This is a genomic window from Dactylosporangium sp. NPDC049742 (assembly GCF_040674675.1).
In the GTDB taxonomy this organism is placed as follows: Bacteria; Actinomycetota; Actinomycetes; order Mycobacteriales; family Micromonosporaceae; genus Dactylosporangium; species Dactylosporangium maewongense.
Window position 1 is genome coordinate 25,551 of record NZ_JBFANF010000063.1, and the last position, 19,503, is coordinate 45,053.

Genomic DNA, 19,503 nt, shown 5'->3' on the forward strand with positions numbered 1-19,503 from the left:
TGCGACGCGCGAGCCCGCGGCGGCACCCGTAACAGGGCTGTAAGAACCCGCCGGCCCTACCCGGCGCGCAGCTGGCGGGCGGCCCGGTCGAGCCAGGCGTCGACCGCGGCCCGGTCGAAGCCGCGGAACGCGACCGGCAGGCGCGTGTCGCCGATCGCTCGCAGCGCGTCGGCCCGCCGGGCGGCGTCGCCGCTCGCGATCGCCCCGGCGACGAGGGTGAGCAGCGCGTCGGTCTCCGCGGGGCGGTACCCGCGCAGCACGATCGGCAGCTCGACGGCCGCCGCCCAGACCGGGCCGGGGCCGGGGCCGGGGCCGGAGCCGGAGCCGGAGCCGGGATCCGGCTCGGCGGCGCGGGAGGCCGCCAGCCAGGCGTCGACCTGGACCGGCGAGTAGCCGCGGAGCACCACCGGCAGCGGGCCGGCCGCGCGCACCGCGGCGGCGACCCGGTCCCGGTCGCCCGCGGCCGCCTCGACCGCCCGCACCAGGGCGTCGACGGCACGCCGGTCGTACCCGCGCAGGACGACCTCGAACGCAACCATGCCCTGCATTGTCGGTGCCCGGGTCAACCACCGCGGCGGAGGGTGCCGGCCAGCACGGCGGCGGTCACCGCGGCGGCGACCCGGGGCGGGAGGTCGTCGGTGAGGGGTTCGCCGCTGACGTACACGCGGTAGTAGAACGGCGCGGCGAGCATGCGGATCACGTCGTCGGCGTCGGTATCGGCGGGGATCTCGCCGCGGGCGACGGCCTCGTCCACGACCGCCGCCGCGCGCTGGATGCGGGCCTTGATGGTGCGCGTCAGGACCTGGCGGGCGGCGGGATCGTGGACGGCGGCGGCGGTCAGCGCGTCCATCCACGGCCGGTGCACCGGGTGGCGGTGCAGCTGGACGATGAGGCCGCCGATCGGGCTCGACCGCTTCGTGCTGTACACCTTCGACTTCGGCGGCCCGGTCGGCCTGCGGCTGGCCACCCGGCGGCCCGCCGCCGTCGCGGGCCTCGTCGTGCAGAACGCCAACGCCTACGACGAGGGCCTCTCCGACCTCGCCCGCGCCATGGTCGCCAACCGCCCGGGCGTCGAGGGCGCCGAGGACCGGGTCCGCGAGATCCTCACCCTGCCGGTCACCCGTGGCCAGTACGAGGGCGGCACCGGCGACCCGTCCCTGGTGGCACCGGACGGCTGGACCCTCGACCAGCACTTCCTCGACCTGCCGGGGCGCAAGGAGGCCCAGGTCGCGCTCGCCCTCGACTACCACAGCAACGTGGCGCTCTACCCGCGCTGGCAGCGGTGGCTGGCCGAGCACCGGCCGCCGGCGCTGGTCCTCTGGGGCCGCAACGACCCGTTCTTCCCCGAGGCGGGCGCCCACGCGTACCTGCGCGACCTCCCCGACGCCGAGCTGCACGTCCTGGACACCGGCCGCTTCGCCCTCGAGGAGTGCCTGCCGCGGATCGCCCCGCTCGTCGCCGCCTTCCTCGACCGTGCCTGGCCGCCGCCCGGCCCGTGACCCGCTCGCCGTCAGCCGCGCCTGCGGCGCACGACGACCGTGAGCTCCCACGCGAGCAGGGCGACCGTCACCAGCAGGACACCGCCGCCGACCAGCATCGACCTGCTGCCGGCGGCCCCGTCCCCACATCCGCGAGCGCCGACAGCGGCACCGTACATCAATGCGTGCGGCGGTAGGGTCCCCGTCATGACGGTTGTCGCACGCGTCGGCTCGGTCACGCTCGACTGCCCCGACCCGCGGGCCCTGGCCGACTTCTACCAGGCGGTCACCGGCGCGGACCGGGAACACGACAGCGACGACACCGTCGCGCTCGCCGCGGTGCCGCCCGGCGGGATCAACCTGTGCTTCCAGCGCGTCGCCGACCACCGGCCACCGCGCTGGCCGGACCCGTCCGCACCGCAGCAGTTCCACCTCGACCTGTACGCGGAAGACCCGGCCGCCGCGCTGGCCCGCATGATCGAGCTCGGCGCGGCCCTCGCCCCGCACCAGCCGGGCGAGGGCCGCTGGACGGTCCTGCTCGACCCGGCCGGCCACCCGTTCTGCCTCGCCGCCGCGCCGTGATCGGCGGGTGCGGGGCACCGCCACCCTCCGGCGCGTGGACCTCGACCGGCGCCGCCGACGTTGCGTCCTTGCCCCACAGTGGCGGTAGGCGAGCGTGAGGGGACACCATGCAGGAGCTGTCTGCGCTTGCGGGCGCGGTCATCGGCACGGTCCTGGGCTTCATCCTGTCGAATCTCGGTGAACGGGCCCGCTGGCGCAGGGATCAGCGCGTGCGATGGGATGCGGCCCGGCTGGCCGCGTACACGGAGTACTGCAACGCCGTCAAGAAGATGGTCCACCTCTCGACCGGCATGGCTCGCACCCGAGGGCTCCCGCACTCGTCGGACGTGGTGCCGCTGGAACGCGGCCAGGTGGAGCTGGCCGCGGCGGCAGGCCTGCGGGCACAGGTGTGGGAGACAGTTCTCCTGCTCGGCAACCCGGAGACCATCGAGGCCGCGCGCGCCTGGCACCAGAGCGTGTGGCAGCTGGAGTTCTTCGCCCGCGGGATACTGACCGGCAGGGACAACTGGGCGCATGCCCTCGACGAGTTCGAGCTCACCAGAAAGGCGTTCTACCGGGCCGCGCGCACAGACCTCGGGCTCGCCGGGGACATTCCGACCTCGTCCTGGCCGCCGCCATGGCTCGACCGTCTCGAGCCGGAGCAGAGGGCCGCGGTGGTCAGCTCGACCGATCCCCGGTGAGGCCACCCCGTTGTGCCTGGCCTCGCCTTACGTGAGGCCTGCTGATCGTCGGCCTCGTCGCCGGCGCGACGCCCCGCTGACGCTCCAGCCTGCACGAGCGCGACGGGCCGGGGACCCGCACAGGGTCTCCTCGGCCCGCGGGGCGTCGGGGAACCGCTCGGACAGGATGTCGGCCTCGCGCCGCAGTGCCGTGTCGATGTCGCCCAGGTGAGCGACCCCGTCGTGACCGGTCATCATGGCATCGTCCTCTCACTCGTGCCTCTGCCGTCTCATGCCCGCCGGCCGGCGGTCCTACGGTTGACGGGCGGTGAACGCGCTGCCGTCCGGCGCGTGCACGGACAGGTGCGGCGACAGCGCGCGGAGGAAGTCCGGGGCATCGAAGGCGGCGCCGGCCGAGGCGACACCGGCGGTCCTGACGCGGCCGGTGAGGATCCGGTCGACGGCCTCGACCGCCAGGGGCGCGCTGATCGCGTAGATGTCCTGGCCGGTCGCGGTGATGCGGCGCTCCTCGGTGCCGGAGCGGACCACGACGTCGACCATGAACGTCTGCGCGGAGCGGCCCCGCGCGTCGACGGCGGCCGGGGCCGGGGTCTCCGGCGCGGCCAGGTCGGCGGCGGCCGTGGCGGTCATGTACGTGCGCACCTCCGGGACCGCGAGGTGGCTGGGGACGGTGACGACGTCGGCCATCGTGAACTCCCCGATGACGTCGCGCGGACCGAGCGGCGCCGGGAACGGCCACTCCAGGACCGGCAGGGTGCCGGTGTGGTACTGGAGGCGCCCGCCGCTGTAGCGGACCCTGCGCCCGCCCCGCCGCACCCCCGACACGGCGCCCGCGACCCGCGTCCCGGCGGTGGGGTGCCAGCCGCTCAGGCCGTACGCCACGTGCACCTCGCCGGCCGCGGTCCAGTCGCCCATCGCGGTGGTGACGAGCAGGTCCCCGAGCCCGCCGAAGAACGCCATCGCCGGCACCACCGAGGTGTTCCCCGCGCGGTCCTCGAAGTGGCTGAACGTGTCGTGGTTCGCCTCGATCTCGGCGGCGACGTCGACGTACGGGATGCCCGCCCGCAACGCGGCCTCGACCAGCGGCGCGGCGGTCGTGGCGAACGGCCCGGCGGTGTTGATGACGGCCGCCACCCCGTCCAGCGCGCGGTCGAGCGCGGCCGGGTCGTCCACCGCCGCCCGCCACCCGCCGGCCGGCAGCTTGGCGGCGTCGCGGCCCACGTGCCGCGGGGTGTACCCGCGCTCGGCCAGCTCCGCGACGACGAACTTCCCCGTGTGCCCGTAGGCCCCGTACACGGCGACCTCTGCCTTGAAGTGATCCACGCGGATGATCCTGTCCCGGCCCGCGGCACCACACCAGTGTCCGGAACGACGCGACCCGTACAATTTCCGACATGACCTCTGTCGCGGTCGCCGCCACCGACGGGATGCTGCACTTCGAGCTCGCCCTGGCGTGCGAGGTGTTCGGCCCGCCGCCGGACGCGCTCACCGGCCCCTGGTATGACCTCGCGGTGTGCGGTCCGCGGGGCGTGCGGGCCGGCCGCTTCCGGCTGGAGCCCGACCACGGCCTCGACCACCTGGCGCGCGCCCGCACCGTCATCGTGCCGGCGCTCGCCGACGTCGCCGCCGACCCGCCGGCCGACCTGGTCGCGGCGGTGCGCGCGGCCCACGACGCGGGCGCCAGGGTTGTCTCGTTGTGCACCGGCGCCTTTGTACTGGCGGCCGCCGGCATTCTCGACGGGCTCCGCGCCACGACGCACTGGGCGCACACCGACGAGCTCGCCGCGCGCTACCCGAGGGTGGCCGTCGACCCCGACGTGCTGTACATCGACAACGGCCGCGTCCTCACGTCCGCCGGCAAGGCCGCCGCCATGGATCTGTGCCTGCACCTGGTCCGCCTCGACCACGGCTCGACCGTCGCCAACATCGTCGCCCGCCGCCTCGTCGTGCCGCCGCACCGCGCCGGCGGCCAGGCCCAGTTCGTCACCACGCCGGTGCCGGCCGAGGACGGCCACCCCCTGTCCGACCTGCTCCCGTGGGTGATGCAGCGGCTCGACCAGCCGCTCACCGTGGAGGATCTGGCCGCCCGGGCGAACCTGAGCTCCCGGCACCTGGCCCGCCTCTTCCACGCCGTCACCGGCACCACCCCGCTGCAATGGCTGCACACGCAACGCATCCGCCGCGCCCAGCAGCTCCTGGAGAGCACCGACGACGGCATCGACGCCATCGCCTCCGCCGCCGGCATGGGCACCGCCACCACCCTCCGCCGGCATTTCCAGCGGACGCTCGGGGTTCCGCCGGACACGTACCGCCGCACGTTCCGCGCCGTTCCATGACCCGCATCGATCAAGGTCAGCGCGAAGCGGCCGCGGTACGTAAGATCCACAACACGACCGTCCCAACGCCCTACCTGCAGTTCCCCGGAAACGCCCGCGAGGCCCTCACGTTCTACGGCGACGTCTTCGGCTGCACGGTGCAGCTGCACACGTTCGCCGAGTTCAACCGGACCGACGGCCCCGCCGACGCCAACGGCTACCTGACCGGCGGGCCGGTCGCGCTCTTCGCCGCCGACGTGTCGGGGGACGAGGCACCGTTCCGGTGCGAAGGCATGATGCTGTCGCTGCTCGGCGCCGCCGACCCCGCCACCCTGCGCAAGTGGTTCGCCGGCCTCGCCGACGGCGGCCGGGTCGTGGACGACCTGCGGCAGCGGGCCTGGGGCGCGTCCGACGGACAGGTCATCGACCGCTACGGCCTGCACTGGCTCGTCGGCTTCGAGGTCTCCGAGAGCGCCTGACCGCACGCACGGGACGCGCCTGCGGTTCAACCCGCGGCTGTCCTGATGCCGGCTGCACGGCGCCCTCCAGGCAGCCAGCATCGAGCGATGGAAACCCCATCAGGCGACCCGGCGTACGCGCTGGAGCGGTCGCAGGAGGAGTACGAACGACTCGGCCGTCAGGCGCTGTTCCTGCACGGCACCACCGAACGGCTGCTGCGCGACGCGGGCCTCCGCCCCGGCATGCGGGTCCTCGACGTGGGCAGCGGCGCCGGCGACGTGGCACTGCTCGCCGCCGGCATCGTCGGACCGCAGGGCACGGTCGTCGGCGTCGACGTCGACGCGGCGGCGCTGCGGGTCGCCCGGGGGCGGGCCGAGGCCCTCGGGCTGTCCAACGTCGAATTCGTCGAGGGTGACCTGGACACCGCCGACGCCGGGACCGGGTTCGACGCCGCCGTCGGCCGGCTGGTGCTGATGTACCGCGCCGACCCCGTCGCGGCGCTGCGTGCCGTCGCCGCCCGGGTCCGCTCCGGCGGGATCATCGCCTTCCAGGAGCTCGACCTCGACCCCGCGATCGCCGCGCGGTCGCTGCCCGAGGCGTCGCTGTGGAACGACACCGGCCGGCTCACCACCGAAGCCTTCCGCCGCGCCGGCATGCAGGTCCGCATGGGCCGCCAGCTGTTCGCCGCGTACACCGCCGCCGGCCTGCCCGAACCCACGATGCGCGACGAGGCCCTGATCGGCGGCGGCCCCGGCTTCGGCGGCTACGCCTGGCTGGCCGGCGTCACCCGGGCCCTCGCGCCGCTCATCCAGAAGCTCGGCCTCGACCTCCCCGGCGACCTCGACACCCTCGCCGACCGCCTCCGCGCCGACGCCGTCACCAACGGCACGGTCGTCTGGACCCCGTCATTCATCGGCGCCCACGCGACGAAGCCGTAGCACCGGGCTCACGGGAGGCCGGTGCGGCGCGTATCCTCCGCTGGCTGATCAAGCGCGTGGGAGGCACGAAGGCATGGGCACCAGCTACGAAACGCTCATGGTGGTCGGGGAGCTCGCCGCGGTGGTGCCGGCCCTGACAGACCTCGGCGCCGACGCGTGGGTCGTGCCCGCGGCGGCGGGTCGGGTGGCGGTGCTGCCCCGCGAAGGCGAGCACGGCGTCGCCGACGCCGACGGGTTGGCGAGGTCGATCAGCGCGCGGCTGCGCACGCCCGTGCTGAGCCACGTCGTCGTCGACTCCGACGCGGTGCTCATCACCCTCTACCGCGACGGCGACCGCGTCCACGAGTACGTCTCCGACCGGGCAGCGCTCGCCGGCCGGTACACCGGCGGCGGCAGCGAGACCGGAGTCCGCTTCGGCGGCGCCGATCCCGGTGTGTTCGCACCGTTCGGGGTGGGCTCCGTGGACCTGGATCGGCTCGGTGTCACGCTGCGCGGGGAGTTCGGCACCGGGACGAAGGTCTTCGCCGAGTTCCAGCATCGGCTGATCGTCAAGGCGATGAACCTGGACCCGGCCGGCCTCACGACGGCCTTCCGATGGGCCCGGCAGGAAGACCTTCCCGGGGCGGTGCGGGTCAAGCCCGCCGGCCGCGCGCCCCGCGCCGCCGCCGGCTCGACGTCGGTCAAGGTCGCGCTGCCGCTGGACGCCGACGACGTCGCGGCCGGGCAGCTCATCGCCGACGCGACCGGCGGCGGGCCGCTGCCCCTGCGCGCGGTCGTCGGCTGCGCCGGTGTGCTGCACGGCGCGGCCGGTGGCGCCGAGATCTTCATGGCCCACACGCGCGTGCGCCCCCGCGGTGCGACGTACTACATCGAGGTCCACGGCGCCGGCGGGGATCGGCGGCAGATCCTGGACGCCGTCCGGCAGCTCTGGGCCCGGGCCTTGCGCGACCGGTACCAGCTGACCACCGGCCAGGGACCGGAGCTGATCACCCTGACGGACGAGCAGTTCGAGCTCGGCTTCGCCCGCGCCATCGCGTACTGCTCGACCACCTGACATCGTCGGGAAGCCGGCAGCGGTCCGCCGGTCGTAAAGATGACCAAGGCGCGGCCACGCGCCGTTCGCCTGCCTAAACTCCGTCTCCATGCGTGCAATCAAGGTCCTGACCAGCGCGGTCGCTGGGGCAGTCGGCGCCGGTGTCGTCCTGGGTGCGCTGTCGCGCGGGTTCATGCGGCTCCTGACGCTCGCGGGCGGTGGTGAGCCCGGGTTCAGCTGGTCGGGGACCTTCTTCATCGCGCTCATCTACGTCGTCGCGGTGGCGCCGGCGGCACTGGCGGCCGCGATCACGACGCGGTGGTGGCGCTGGCTCGCGGCGGCGGCCGGGGCGCTGTTCCTGATGCTGCCCGCCATCGGCGTCTTCTCCGAAGAGGTCGGTGACGTGAACGGGCTCCCGGCCATGGCCCGGGTCGGCCTCGTCGCGGCGTCGGTCGCCGTGTTCGCCACCGTGTTCGCCGCCCCGGCGGCCGCCATCTGGCTGGTGGATCGGCTCAAGGGCCGTGCGCCCGTCGCCGGCTCCGCGCGGCGGTCCCCCGAACCCGCCCTCGCCGACATCGGCTGACCTCGCACGCCGCCCGCGACAGCGGCATCTGGCGATCTGCTACCGAACGTGCAATGCTCGCTACAACAACAGGAGGGGAGTATTCCCCCGCGGCAGTGTCGTCATCACGGTTGGAGCCCATCCCCGGGTTTCGACCCGGCGCTGCCGGTCGTCCAGGCTTCGCGGACGGCGGAAGAGACCTCCGGTATCAGCTGCATGCTCACGTTCGGCCCAGCGCCGAACGCAGGCTGCCGTGTCTGCCGGAGGTACCGCAATGGGCGCGCTGCCCGCGTTCGCTTTCCTCGTCCCTGCCGCCTGCGCGGCGATCTGGGCAACGGCTCGCGTTGTCCTCGTGCTCATCGTCCTGCGCGGCACGAAGCCGGAGGAACGCGCCGAGCTCCTTCGCGCCATGTCGCACCTCAGCCACCCACCCGCGCTTCCGCGCCCCCGCCCACGATCACCACGTCCGCGCCAGTGACGATCGGGTGCACCGCGCGGACCCGGCCACCGTCCGGCTCGTGCCGCGTCAGAGCGCGATCGGACGGTAGGCCAGTGCGGCGTCGACGATCTGTTCCGCCGTCGCGTCGCGCAGTGCCGGCGGCGGGTGGAAGATGAGGCCGCTCGCGCCGGGCATCACGGTGTTGCGGTCGAACGCGGCGATGGACCAGTCGTCGGCCGGGTCGGCGAGGATGCGACGCACGATCTCGACCAGTTCGTCCCGGGTGACGTCGGGCAGCCGGGCCGGCGGCGCCGCGCACGCCCACTCGATCAGTGCTTCGCGGTCCGGCGCTCCGCAGTGATAGCGGAAGTCGTCGGGCTCGAAGCGGTGGCCGGTCGTCTCATTGAGTGCCGCGACCGCCGCGGCGGCGTCCGCGCCGCTGCCGACGAGCGCCTCGATCCGCTGTACCGCCGCCGTGATCGCGGCTCGGCGCTCGGCCGTGACCGGCCTGCGTCGTAGCGCGTCGCGCAACTCCATGCCGCGGACCCTACCGCCCCGACTGATCGACCGCCGGCCATCTGCCGGCGCCGGGTATCGTTGGCGGCGCACGAAAACACGGCCCCGTTGGTAGTCGGGGCGTCGCCGCTTCGGTGGTGATCCGTCTCCTGCCGGTCGGCTCGCTGACCGGTTGTCCGGTGCAGGACGCATGCTGCCTGCACTCAGGAGACCGTGATGGCGACGTTGACCGTGTTCTTCGACAATCCGTTCTGGGTTGCCGTGCTCGAAGTGCGTGACCCGGAGGGTGTACGGGCTACCCGGCACGTCTTCGGCAGCGAGCCGACCGATGCCGAGCTGTACCAGTTCCTGCTCCGGCACGGCGGCGCCCTGCTCGACCGGGCCGGACGGTCCGCCGCGGTGGCCGGGCAGACGGCGCAGCCCCCGGCCCGCGCCCCGAAGCGGCTGGCCCGGGACGCGGCACGGGCCGCGCAGTCGGCGCGGCCGAGCACCGCGGCGCAGGAGGCGGTCCGCAAGGAGCTGGAGCTGCGCAAGCAGGCGTCCGCCCGGCGCGGCCGCGAGGCGAGGGAGGCACACGCCGAGCACCGCCGCGACGTCCGGCGCGCCAAGGCCCGCGAACGCCGCCGCGGCCACTGACCGCCGGGGTCGTCGGGGGTGTGCCAGTGTCCGGTTTGGACGATGTACCGCGGGGCGCTGGTCAGGCGGTGAGGGTGGTGGCGTAGACGAAGCGGTCGGGGCGCAGGACCGCCAGCTCGGCGCGGTGCTTGGCGAACCAGGCGGTCAGCACGCCGTCGACGTCGACCACCGTCAGCGCGTCTTCCGCCGCGGCCGGGCCTTCTGCCGCGGCGGGGCTGTCCGCCGCGGCGGGGGCTTCTGGCGCGGTGGGGGCTTCTGGCGCGGTGGGGGTGGTGCCGGGTGGCAGGACGCGGATGAGGGTTGCCGGCGGGCCGGGGCGCCGGGTCGTGGCGGTCACGGACGGGCCGATCACCGCGAACCCCGTGCCGAGCACGTCGTCGAGGCGGACGGGTTCGGTGGCGCCGACCGGCAGTACCAGCGGCTGGGGGAACATCGTGCCGATGGGGCCGCGGCGGGTGCCACCGGCGAGCGCGCCCTTGTCCAGGACGGGCGCGGGCTTGAACTCGAAGTGGCGGATGAGGCGGCGCACGCGGGGCACCGCCTGGACGGCCCGCAGGGTGGCGTCGCGCAGGAAGGCGAGCACGCGGTTGCGGACCAGGAAGACGCGGCCGAGGCGGACGCTCATGGCGGCCATCGCGGCGGTGTGGGGGCGTCGTTCGGCCTCGTACGTGTCGAGCAGGTCGTCGCCGGCGGTGCCATCCAGGGCCATGGCGAGCTTCCAGCTGAGGTTCGCGGCGTCGCGGAGGCCGCTGCACAGGCCCTGGCCGAGGAACGGCGGCATCTGGTGGGCGGCGTCGCCGAGCAGGAAGACCCGGCCCGCCCGCCACTGCCGCGCGGCGAGGTGGTGGAAGGTGTACGCGACGGCGCGGGTCACCGTGAAGCGGTCGGGGTCGACGTACGGGGCGACCAGCCGCGCCACCGTCTCCGGCCGGGTCATCTCCTCTGGCGTCTCGGCGGCGCGGAGCATGAACTCGAGGCGGTGCGTGCCGAACGCGCCGGGCGAGACGAACGCGGGGCGGCGCCAGTCGCAGACGAACCTGGTCGTCGGCTGGCGGACGCCGCCCGGCTCGACGTCGCCGGAGATCGCCAGCCACGGCTCGGCGTACGACGTGCCGCTCAACGCGATTCCAACGGCCGCCCGGGTCGCGCTGCGGGCGCCGTCGCAGCCGAGCACGTACCGCGCCCGCAGCGAGCTGACGGCGCCGTTATCCAACGCGCGCAGGAATACCGTGACGCCGTCGGCATCCTGGTCGAGGCCGGTCAGCTCGACGCCGGTCCGCAGCGACACGTGCTCGAACCGCTCGAGGCCGCCGCGCAGCGACGCCTCCAGCCGGGGCTGGTCGAAGAAGTGCAGCGGCTCGCTGCCCAGGCCGAAGTCGACCTCGTCGAGCGCGATCGTGGCGAACGGCCGGCCGTCGCCGCTGACGTACTCGACGAGCGGCGGCGGGTACATGTCGGCGGCGACCTCGTCGCGCAGCCCCGCCTGCTGGTAGATCCGCAGGGCCTCGTCGTCGCACGAGAACGCCCGCGGCTGCCCGTGCGGGGCGGTGCTGCGCTCGACGACGACGGTCCGCACCCCGCGGATGCCGAGCAGGTTGGCGGTGAGCGCGCCGACCGGCCCGCAGCCCACCACGACGACGTCTGTGTCCATCCGGCCAGTGCACCAGCGCGCCGTGGGAACCGTGTGGAACCCGTGTGGAGGTCCCTACCGGCGGCGCAGCGCGGCGTCGAGCAGCGACGGTGGCGTGTCGAACTTCTCCTGCGGCGCCAGGTCCACGCCCGGCGCGACGATCGCGTCGACGGCGTCGAGGACGTCCGCCGGCAGTACCACATCCGCCGCCGCCAACTGGGAGTCCAGGTGCTGCGGCGTCCGCGGCCCGATGATCGCGCTCGTCACGCCCGGGTGTGCGGTGACGAAACCCAACGCGAGTTGGATTAGCGTGAGTCCCGCCGCTTCGGCGACCTTGGCCAGCCGCTCGACGGCGTCGAGCCGGGCCCGGTTCGAGGCGATGCCGAGGTCGAAGCGCTCCGGCAGGATCGCCGACCGGCTGGTGGTGATCTCCCGGCCCGCCCGCACCGCACCCGACAGCCATCCGGACGCGAGCGGGCTCCACGCGAGCACGCCGAGACCGTACTCCTGCGTCACGGGCAGCACGTGCGCCTCGATTCCCCGCTGCAGGATGGAATAGCTGGGTTGTTCGGTCACGTACCGGCCGAGGTGGTGCCGCCGCGCCGCCCACTCGGCCTGCACGATGCGGTGCGCCGGAAACGTCGACGACCCGAAGTAGCGGATCTTCCCGGCGCGCTGGAGGTCGGTGAGCGCCGACAGGGTCTCCTCGTCGCTGGTCGTCGGGTCCCAGCGATGGATCTGGTACAGGTCGACGTGCTCCACCCCGAGGCGGCGCAGGCTGTTGTCGAGCGCGGTGACGAGCCACCGCCGGGACGCGCCGCGGTGGTTGCGCTCGTCGCCCATCGGCATGACCGCCTTCGTCGCGAGGACGATGTCGTCGCGCCGCCCGGCGATCGCCCGGCCGACCATCTCCTCGGACTCGCCCTGCCCGTACATGTCGGCGGTGTCGATCATGTTGATCCCGGCGTCGAGGGCGGCGCCGACGATGGCCGTCGCCTCGTCCTGCGTGGTGCGCCCGATGCTGCCGAAGTTCATCGCGCCGAGCACGAGCGTGCTGACCTGCACACCCGTGCGGCCCAAAGTGCGGTACTGCATGGTCGTCTGGCATCCTTTCCACATAAGCGGAACCTCGTTCCGCTCTTCCGACGATACGGAACACGGTTCCGTTTGCCAAGTTCCTGGAGCGGCAGTGACGCACGAGGCACCACGGAAGCGCGCCGACGCGCGCCGCAACGAGCAGACCCTGCTGGACGCGGCGGCGGCGGCGTTCGTCGCGTCGGGCGTCGACGCCCCGGTCCGCGACATCGCCGCACGGGCGGGCGTCGGCGTCGGCACCATCTACCGCCACTTCCCGACCCGCGCCGACCTGGTCGTCGCCGTCTACCGCCACCAGGTCGAGGCGTGTGCCGCCGCCGGCCCGGACCTCCTCGCCGGCACCGCCTCCCCGCACGCCGCCCTGGCCGCCTGGATCGACCTGTTCGTCGACTTCCTCGTCACCAAGCACGGGCTCGCCGCCGCCCTGCGGTCCGACGACACCACGTTCGAGACGCTGCACGCGTACTTCATCGACCGCCTGCTGCCCGTCTGCGCGTCCCTGCTGTCAGCGGCCGTCACCGCCGGCGAGGCAAGGCCCGACGTGGAGCCGTTCGCCCTCATGTACGCCGTCGGCAACCTCTGCATCGGCGCCGGCCGCGACCCCCGCTACGACGCCCGCCACATGGCACAGCTCCTCGTCGCCGGCCTCCGCCCACCGGCACCACCCGCCGCCTGACGAAGAGCGGTGGCCCCCGCCAACACGATCGCCGAGCCACGCCGGCGATGAACGGTGCGTGTGGACAGTGGAACAATCAGAACAATCAGCCCAGACGTGCCGGGAGGAACGGCTTGCCGCCGAAGCCACGGTATCTTGAGGCTGGTAGCCGATCGCCGTTCAGGAGGTGTGTATGACGGCCGAGATGGTCGCGCCGGCCTGGATGCATGAGCAGGTCACGGCCGAGCAATACGCGACCTGGACAGAAGAGCAATGCGCGGGTATCGAGATCGTGGATGGGATGGTCCTCGTGAGTCCGAGCGCATCCAAGCGGCACAACCGCCTCGCCAGGCTACTGGCGAACGCCTTGGATGTCGCCGCGGGGCCGGACTGGAACGCCGACACCGACTTCGATGTCCGGCTTCAGGACGTGCCGCTGAACAATCGTCGTCCTGACGTGACGGTCTACCGGGCGGAGACCATCGACGTCACTCCGACTCGACCCGAACATGTGCTTCTTGTGGTCGAGGTGGTCTCTCCCGGGTCGGAGACGACCGATCGGATCGTCAAGGCAGATCAGTACGCGAGGGCTGGTATTCAGTTCTACTGGCGCGTCGAGCAGGCCGCCACTGGCGCGCCTCTCCTCTACACGTACGTTCTTGACCCGGCGACCGGACGCTACCGCGAGAGCGAGATCTTCACCGGCGTCGTGAAGCTGACCGCGCCTTTCCTGGTCGAAGTCGACCTTGGCGAATTCTGATTCTGTCTCACCGGGGCGGTCGGCTGAGGCCGCGGTGGACGTGATCGAGGTGCTCCGGGAGCGGGTCGGGACGTTCCGGCGGCTGGCGGTCGAGCACGGCATTCCCGTCGTCATCGGTGCGCCGGAGCCGTTGCCGCGGAATCCGGCGCTGCCGGTCGGGCTGTACGACGTGTTCGACCTGGTCGGCAGCGTCGACACCGGGGATCTCCGGTTCGCGCCGCCCGCGGAGGTGCGCACCGTCGAGGCGTGGCGGGATCGCGTCGTCGACGAGGAGTGTCCGCTGGGCGACCCGCCGGCGATCGGCGAGGGGTACGTCGTGACCGGTGACACCGAGGACGACGTCATCGCCATCGGTGACCTCTCCCTCGACGTCGCCGACGGCAGCGTCTACTACATCGACGGCGACAGCTACCGGTTCTACTGCATCGACGGCTCCGGGCTGGACGAGATCGAGGTCGACGAGTTCGCGCCCGACCTGCCGACGTTCTTCACACGGTACGTGTTCGGGCCCGAGTACCCGCGCCTCGCGGCGACCGTGTGCAACCTCCGGGCGTACCAGACCCGCAAACACCGATACGTCGCCCCTTGGATGCGTCTGCTCGTGGCAGCCGGCCTGATCGAACCGCCCAGCCGTGAACGGCCTCGACCGGGACCGTTCGGCGACGGCGACCCCGACGACCTGTTCCGGACCCGGTCGAAGCCCCGCCGCGGCGCTGCTACGTCAGGATGACCGGGTTGGTGAGTGCCGCCATGTGGCCGGTGGGGTGGCGGACCTCGACGCGGAGGAAGGTGGGCCGGTCGGTGGTGGACCAGGCCACGGTGCCCGCGCCGGAGGGAGGCAGCGCTTCCTGGTGGGACCGGCCGCGGTCGGTGTGGAAGCTGACCGTGCCTGACGGTACGCCGCTCACGTGGACCTCCACCGTGACGGGTTCGCCGGCGGCGGCGGGCAGGCGCTCGCCGATTCCGGCCTCGGACGGACCGGCGGTGGCGACCAGCGTCAGGTGGATCGCGGCGGACCCGGCGATCCAGCAGCGGCCCGCGCGCAGGGCGGCGAGCACGGCGTGCTGGGTGAGGTCCGCGGCGTCGACGACGGTCTGCGGGGTGCCGATCTGGCCGGCCAGGTGGACGTCGCTGTTGCCGATCGCCGGTGTCCAGCGGCCGCGGTGCACACCGATCGCCAGGCCGCGGCCCCACTCCGCGAGGGCGGCCTCGTTGTCGGCGTTCCAGGGCAGGTCGGAGCTCCACTGCCCGTTCCACACCTCGACCGCGTCGAAGCCGTCGAACGGGTACATGAAGGTGCCCGCCGGATACGGGGCGTGCGGGTGCGCCACGACGCACAGGCCGCCGGCCCGCTGGACCCGCGCGACGGCCTGGTCGATCAGGTCGTCGCGGACGCCGTAGCGCCAGTCGGCGACGTGCCCGGGAGCCAGGCCGAGCGCCAGCCAGTGCCCGGTCTCGGTGACGACCTCCTGACCGGGGACGACCAGCAGGCCGTCGCCGGCGAGCCGTGACCACGGGTCCCGGGCGGCGTCCAGGTTGTGTTCGGTCACGGCGATGAAGTCGAGCCCGGCCGCCCGGGCGGCCTCGACGAGCTCCTCCGGCGTGAGCTGCCCACCGTGCGAGCGCCGGGAATGCACGTGGCAGTCACCCCTGAACCAGTGCCGGTCCCCGGCCATACCGGCATCGTAGCCCCGCCGGGGCGTCGCCTCAGACCGCTTGCAGCTTCCGGTTGACGTCGCCGGCGCGGGGGTCGCCGATCGCCTCGAAGTGCTGGAGGGCGCGGCGCCACGACACGGCCGCCCCGGCGCCGTCGCCGGCCGCGTGGTGGCGGTCGCCGGCGGCGACGAGGACGTCGGCGGCGGTGGCGCGGTCGCCGAGCTGCTCGAAGAGCTGGATCGCCTTGTCGTAGCAGCGGGTCGCCTGCTGGTGGTCGCCGAGATGGTCGTGGGCGAGGGCGAGGCTGTCCCACGTGCCCGCCTCGCCGTGCCGGTCGCCGACCTCCTGCAGCAGCTGCAGCGCCCGGCCGGACAGGTCCAGGGTCCGCCGGTGGTCGCCGAGCTGGGCGTGCAGCCATCCGGCCGCGTTCAGGGTGCGGGCCTGCCACAGTACGTCACCCGCCGCCTCGAACAGGTCGAACGCCTGCTCGCTGTGGGCCAGCGCCTCCCGGTGCCGCTGCTGGACCTGCAGCATCCAGCCGATGTTGTGGTGGGTGCGGGCCTGGCCGACCGGGTCGCCCAGGGAGCGGTAGAGGTCGATGGCCTGGTCGAGGTGCGGCGCGGCCTCGTCGAAGCGGCCCAGCCGGGCGAGGGTGCGGCCCAGGTCGCGGTGGACGTGCGCGCGGCCGAGGACGTCGCCGACGCGCAGCAGGGCCGCGAGGGCCGCGGTGGACGTCGCGATGAGGTCGTCGAAGCGGCCGAGCCAGTCGAGGTACGTGGTCAGCGTCCACGCGAGCCGCCACACGTGCTCGTCGAGGCCCTCGGCGGCGCCGCCGTGCACGGCCGCGAGCAGGACCGCGTCCTCGGCGGTGAACCACGCCATCGCCTCGTCGCCGCCGCGGACCTTGAGGACCGTGACGCCGTCGGCGGGGCGCGGCAGCCGCGTGGGCGGGCGGCCGGTGTCCAACTGCATGACCGCCGCGTGCGCGGTGTGCAGGTAGTGGTCGAACATCCTGAGGACGGCGGCGCCCCGGTCCGCGGAGACCTGCTCGGCGGCGTAGCTGCGCAGCAGGTCGTGGAAGCGGAACCGGCCGGGCGTGTGCTCGGTGAGCAGGTTCGCCTCGACGAGCTCGGCCAGCAGCGCCCGCGCCCGCGGCAGCCCGACGCCGGCGAGGCTGGCCGCGGCCGGCACGCCGAGGTCGGGGCCCGGGTGCAGGCCCAGCAGGCGGAACATCCGCGCCCCGTCGTCCGTCAGCGCGCGGTACGACCAGGAGAACACCGCCCGCACGTCGGTGCTCGTGTCGCCGCCGTCGAGGGCGTCCAGCCCGCCGGCCGTGTCGCGCAGCTGGGCCGCGTGCGTGGCGAGCGACGTGCCCGGACGGGTCGCGGCGTGCGCGGCGGCGATGGACAGCGCGAGCGGCAGCCGCGCGCACCGCTGCACGATCTCCGCGACCGCGGCGGGCTCCGCGGCGGTCCGGGCCGCGCCGAGCCGGAGGGTCAGCAGTTCGCGCGCCTCCCCCGCCGTCAGCAGGTCCAGCGCGAGCGGCACCGCGCCCTCGGCCGCGACGAGCGGCGTCAGCTGGTTGCGGCTCGTCACCAGGACCAGGCAGCCGGGCGCGCCGGGCAGCAGCGGGCGGACCTGGTCGGCGTCGCGGGCGTTGTCGAGGATGATGAGGACCCGCTTGCCGGCGAGGATGCTCCTGTACCGCGTGGCCCGGTCGTCCAGCCCGGCCGGGACCTGCTCCCGCGGCATCCGGAACGCGTGCAGGAAGCCGCTGAGCGCCTCCGCCGGGTCCATCACGGCGCCGCGCTGGTCGAAGCCGCGCAGGTTGACGTACAGCTGGCCGTCGGGGAACCGGTCCGCGACCCGGTGCGCCCAGTGCACCGCGAGGCTGGTCTTGCCGACGCCGGGCGGGCCGGACACGGCGCAGACGACCGTGGTCCGCGCTGCCGCCGCCTCCTGCACGAGGGCGTCCAGCCGGGCGAGGCGCTCCGCGTGGCCGGCGAACCCGCGCACCGCCAGCGGCAGCTGCGCCGGCGCGGCCGGGGCGGCGGCGGTGACTCGCGACGCGGTCAGGTCGAGCGCGGGGTCCTGCCGCAGCACGGCCGCCTCGAGGTCGCGGAGGTGCTGGCCCGGGTCCAGCCCGAGCTCGGTCGCGAGCGCCTGCCGCAGCCGCTGGTAGGTGGCGAGCGCGTCGGCGGGGCGGCCCGACCGGTACAACGCGAGCATCAGCTGCCCGTGCAGCCCCTCGTCGAGGGGGTGGTCGCGGGTGAGCCGCTCCAGGTCGGGCACGAGCTGCGCGTGCTCGCCGAGCTGCAGCCGGCACTCGGCGAGCGCCGACTGGGCGTGCAGGCGCAGCACCTCCAGCCGCTCGGCCTCCGCGTCGAGGCCGGTCTGGCCGGCGATGTCCTCGAGCGGCCGGCCGCGCCACAGGGCGAGGGCCTGTTGCAGCACGCGCACCCGCTCGGCGTGCTCGCCCTGCGCGGAACCCTGCGCGGAACCCTGCGCGGAACCTTGCGCGGAACCCTGCGCGGTCCCCTGCCGGATGAGCCGTTCGGCGACCGCGACGTCGGTGGCGTCGTCGCCCGGCAGGGCCAGCACGTAGCCGGGCGGACGGGCCACGATGGTGTCCCGCCCGCCCAGCACCTGCCGCAGGTACGACACGTGCCGCTGCAACGTGTTCATCGCCGTGGCCGGCGGGTCCTCGCCCCAGACGGCGTCGATCAGCCGGTCGGTGCTGACCACCTCGCCCCGGCCCACCGCCAGCGCCGCGAGCACCGCCTTGCGGCGCAGGCCGGGCACCTCGCGGGGCACCCCGGCCTGCGTCACGTCGATCGGCCCGAGGAGCCTGACCTGCATCGCTTCCCCCACACCCCTTCAACGACCGGTAAACGGTAGCCGCAGGTGCGGTGGTGGAGGACCCGTCGGTCGGTGACCGGACAGCCGGTATCAGGCGCCCACGATCCGCCACACCTGCGAGTTGGCCCCGGTCCACGGCCGCGTGACGGCGCGGAAGTCCTGCGCGCTGGACACGTACGCGTCGAGGTACCGGCCGCTGCTCACCTGCTGCACCGTGTAGAACGCACCGCCGTAGTCCTGGAGCCGCCACAGCTGCGTGTTGTCGAACGTCTGCCGCGGCCGCGTCACGACCCGGTAGTCGAGGCTCGCGATCTCGTGCGCGTCGAGGAACCGTCCACTGCTGGCCTGTTGCAGCGTGTACAGCCCACCGCCCACGTCCGTCAGCCACCACTTCTGCGTGTTGTCCGTCTGGTACGGCCTGGTCACCACGTTGTAGTCCTGCGACGCGATCTCGTGCGCGTCGAGCAGCCTGGCCCCGCCGTCCTGCGCGAGGATCACCAGTCTCGGCGCCGCAGCGGCCTGCGCCGCCTGTTTCTGTGTCGCCGCCGATGCGGTGGTCGCCGCCCCGAAGAGCACGGCACCCGCCGCCGCGAGCACGACGGCCACCCGCCAACCGGCGCTGCGCTTCGCCTTCATGGTCCTACCTCCGTCTGGTTCCGCCGGCCGGACCTGCCCGGCCGATCTCCCAGAAGGCTGACCGGCACCCCTGAAACGCTGCTGAAACCCCGCTCACGCCGGTCTCCGCCCGGGCGGCCGGCGGGAGCACCGGACGTCCGCCCCTATGGCGTTTCCGTGGATGGCGGGAGATGATCTTCACCTTGGACACGTCGGCCCGGAGGCGATCATCGCAGCGCGCAAGAGCTCGGTCCTGGAAGTGCCCTACGACCAGCACGGGAACCTGATGTTCTGGGTCGACCACCGGTGGGCCCACTCGTATCTGGGCGAGCGCCTGGTGCCGTACACCATGCGGCCCAACGTCGACTTCGAGGCGACCCTCACCGTCGACTCGATGCGGACGGGGCGCTCCGCGAAGTATCTGGTGTGGCGCGACGCCGACGGGCACCACTACCCGATGTTCATCTCCGACCTGACCGAGATGCTCCCGCTGGTGACCGTGGCCCGGGGCGTTGTCTCCGGCATCTGGCGGGTGCGCAAGAAGGGCCAGAACTACGGGATCGCCCTGGCCGCCACCGCCTGAGCGTTCCGCCGG

23 protein-coding genes are annotated in these 19,503 nt (G+C 73.8%); 13 read left to right on the plus strand and 10 right to left on the minus strand.

What is annotated here, in order from left to right; genetic code table 11:
- Positions 1-56 precede the first annotated feature (56 nt).
- A complete protein-coding gene (locus tag AB0J72_RS46555) occupies positions 57-539 on the minus strand; it encodes a DivIVA domain-containing protein (protein ID WP_363412054.1) in 483 nt (160 codons plus the stop codon).
- Positions 540-562: 23 nt separating this feature from the next.
- On the minus strand, positions 563-928 hold the full coding sequence (locus AB0J72_RS46560; protein WP_363412056.1) for a TetR-like C-terminal domain-containing protein: 366 nt from the start codon (positions 926-928) through the stop codon (positions 563-565).
- On the opposite strand from AB0J72_RS46560, the gene AB0J72_RS46565 reads away from it, so the two are divergent.
- Positions 888-1,499, plus strand: coding sequence for an alpha/beta fold hydrolase (locus AB0J72_RS46565; RefSeq protein WP_363412058.1), 612 nt, complete (start codon positions 888-890; stop codon positions 1,497-1,499). The two genes, AB0J72_RS46560 and AB0J72_RS46565, sit on opposite strands and share 41 nt — an antisense overlap.
- A gap of 11 nt (positions 1,500-1,510) precedes the next feature.
- Here the strand turns inward: AB0J72_RS46565 and AB0J72_RS46570 are convergent, their stop codons facing one another.
- Positions 1,511-1,687 carry a hypothetical protein gene (locus AB0J72_RS46570; RefSeq protein WP_363412060.1) on the minus strand — a complete coding sequence of 59 codons (177 nt, stop codon included), beginning with the start codon at positions 1,685-1,687 and terminating at the stop codon, positions 1,511-1,513.
- On the opposite strand from AB0J72_RS46570, the gene AB0J72_RS46575 reads away from it, so the two are divergent.
- Together AB0J72_RS46575 and AB0J72_RS46580 are read left to right on the plus strand one after the other, a co-directional pair.
- Positions 1,686-2,060: a VOC family protein gene (locus AB0J72_RS46575; RefSeq protein ID WP_363412061.1), complete on the plus strand. Its 375-nt coding sequence runs from the start codon at positions 1,686-1,688 to the stop codon at positions 2,058-2,060. The genes AB0J72_RS46570 and AB0J72_RS46575 overlap by 2 nt on opposite strands.
- 107 nt (positions 2,061-2,167) lie before the next feature.
- Complete coding sequence (locus AB0J72_RS46580; RefSeq protein WP_363412063.1) at positions 2,168-2,740, plus strand: hypothetical protein; 573 nt, start codon at positions 2,168-2,170, stop codon at positions 2,738-2,740.
- 291 nt (positions 2,741-3,031) lie between these two features.
- On the opposite strand, the gene AB0J72_RS46585 is transcribed toward AB0J72_RS46580, so the two are convergent.
- Entirely contained in the window at positions 3,032-4,063 is a 1,032-nt protein-coding gene (locus AB0J72_RS46585) for an NAD(P)H-binding protein (protein ID WP_363412065.1), read from the minus strand.
- A 71-nt stretch (positions 4,064-4,134) separates the two neighbouring features.
- Between AB0J72_RS46585 and AB0J72_RS46590 the strand changes: the two genes are divergently transcribed.
- The 5 genes from AB0J72_RS46590 (at position 4,135) to AB0J72_RS46610 (ending at position 8,068) form a co-directional block, all read left to right on the plus strand.
- The gene (locus AB0J72_RS46590) at positions 4,135-5,076 is read left to right on the plus strand and encodes a helix-turn-helix domain-containing protein (protein ID WP_363412067.1); all 942 of its coding nucleotides are present in this window, start codon (positions 4,135-4,137) and stop codon (positions 5,074-5,076) included.
- On the plus strand, positions 5,073-5,534 hold the full coding sequence (locus AB0J72_RS46595) for a hypothetical protein (RefSeq protein ID WP_363412069.1): 462 nt from the start codon (positions 5,073-5,075) through the stop codon (positions 5,532-5,534). Before AB0J72_RS46590 ends, AB0J72_RS46595 begins: the two co-directional genes overlap by 4 nt.
- An 87-nt stretch (positions 5,535-5,621) precedes the next feature.
- A complete protein-coding gene (locus AB0J72_RS46600; protein WP_363412071.1) occupies positions 5,622-6,452 on the plus strand; it encodes a methyltransferase domain-containing protein in 831 nt (276 codons plus the stop codon).
- Positions 6,453-6,525: 73 nt separating this feature from the next.
- Positions 6,526-7,506 (plus strand): hypothetical protein, encoded by a 981-nt coding sequence (locus AB0J72_RS46605; protein WP_363412073.1) that lies wholly within the window; start codon positions 6,526-6,528, stop codon positions 7,504-7,506.
- An 88-nt stretch (positions 7,507-7,594) separates the two neighbouring features.
- Complete coding sequence (locus tag AB0J72_RS46610) at positions 7,595-8,068, plus strand: hypothetical protein (RefSeq protein WP_363412075.1); 474 nt, start codon at positions 7,595-7,597, stop codon at positions 8,066-8,068.
- A gap of 505 nt (positions 8,069-8,573) precedes the next feature.
- On the opposite strand, the gene AB0J72_RS46615 is transcribed toward AB0J72_RS46610, so the two are convergent.
- Positions 8,574-9,023 carry a hypothetical protein gene (locus AB0J72_RS46615; protein ID WP_363412076.1) on the minus strand — a complete coding sequence of 150 codons (450 nt, stop codon included), beginning with the start codon at positions 9,021-9,023 and terminating at the stop codon, positions 8,574-8,576.
- 195 nt (positions 9,024-9,218) lie between these two features.
- On the opposite strand from AB0J72_RS46615, the gene AB0J72_RS46620 reads away from it, so the two are divergent.
- Entirely contained in the window at positions 9,219-9,638 is a 420-nt protein-coding gene (locus tag AB0J72_RS46620; protein WP_363412078.1) for a YjdF family protein, read from the plus strand.
- Positions 9,639-9,699: 61 nt separating this feature from the next.
- On the opposite strand, the gene AB0J72_RS46625 is transcribed toward AB0J72_RS46620, so the two are convergent.
- A complete protein-coding gene (locus AB0J72_RS46625; RefSeq protein ID WP_363412080.1) occupies positions 9,700-11,289 on the minus strand; it encodes a bifunctional 3-(3-hydroxy-phenyl)propionate/3-hydroxycinnamic acid hydroxylase in 1,590 nt (529 codons plus the stop codon).
- 54 nt (positions 11,290-11,343) lie between these two features.
- Positions 11,344-12,363: an aldo/keto reductase gene (locus AB0J72_RS46630; protein WP_363412082.1), complete on the minus strand. Its 1,020-nt coding sequence runs from the start codon at positions 12,361-12,363 to the stop codon at positions 11,344-11,346.
- 94 nt (positions 12,364-12,457) lie between these two features.
- On the opposite strand from AB0J72_RS46630, the gene AB0J72_RS46635 reads away from it, so the two are divergent.
- The 3 genes from AB0J72_RS46635 to AB0J72_RS46645 all read left to right on the plus strand — a co-directional run bounded on the left by AB0J72_RS46635 (position 12,458) and on the right by AB0J72_RS46645 (position 14,508).
- Positions 12,458-13,039, plus strand: coding sequence for a TetR/AcrR family transcriptional regulator (locus AB0J72_RS46635; protein ID WP_363412084.1), 582 nt, complete (start codon positions 12,458-12,460; stop codon positions 13,037-13,039).
- Positions 13,040-13,211: 172 nt separating this feature from the next.
- The gene (locus tag AB0J72_RS46640; RefSeq protein ID WP_363412086.1) at positions 13,212-13,778 is read left to right on the plus strand and encodes a Uma2 family endonuclease; all 567 of its coding nucleotides are present in this window, start codon (positions 13,212-13,214) and stop codon (positions 13,776-13,778) included.
- Between the two features lie 34 nt (positions 13,779-13,812).
- On the plus strand, positions 13,813-14,508 hold the full coding sequence (locus AB0J72_RS46645; protein ID WP_363412088.1) for a hypothetical protein: 696 nt from the start codon (positions 13,813-13,815) through the stop codon (positions 14,506-14,508).
- On the opposite strand, the gene AB0J72_RS46650 is transcribed toward AB0J72_RS46645, so the two are convergent.
- The 3 genes from AB0J72_RS46650 to AB0J72_RS46660 all read right to left on the minus strand — a co-directional run bounded on the left by AB0J72_RS46650 (position 14,495) and on the right by AB0J72_RS46660 (position 18,929).
- On the minus strand, positions 14,495-15,454 hold the full coding sequence (locus tag AB0J72_RS46650) for a CehA/McbA family metallohydrolase (RefSeq protein ID WP_363412090.1): 960 nt from the start codon (positions 15,452-15,454) through the stop codon (positions 14,495-14,497). The two genes, AB0J72_RS46645 and AB0J72_RS46650, sit on opposite strands and share 14 nt — an antisense overlap.
- 31 nt (positions 15,455-15,485) lie before the next feature.
- A complete protein-coding gene (locus AB0J72_RS46655) occupies positions 15,486-18,293 on the minus strand; it encodes a BTAD domain-containing putative transcriptional regulator (protein WP_363412092.1) in 2,808 nt (935 codons plus the stop codon).
- Between the two features lie 90 nt (positions 18,294-18,383).
- Positions 18,384-18,929 (minus strand): RICIN domain-containing protein, encoded by a 546-nt coding sequence (locus AB0J72_RS46660; RefSeq protein WP_363412094.1) that lies wholly within the window; start codon positions 18,927-18,929, stop codon positions 18,384-18,386.
- A 238-nt stretch (positions 18,930-19,167) separates the two neighbouring features.
- Here AB0J72_RS46660 and AB0J72_RS46665 point away from each other — a divergent pair, with 238 nt between their 5' ends.
- Positions 19,168-19,491, plus strand: coding sequence for a hypothetical protein (locus AB0J72_RS46665; RefSeq protein WP_363412096.1), 324 nt, complete (start codon positions 19,168-19,170; stop codon positions 19,489-19,491).
- The last annotated feature ends 12 nt before the right edge of the window (positions 19,492-19,503 follow it).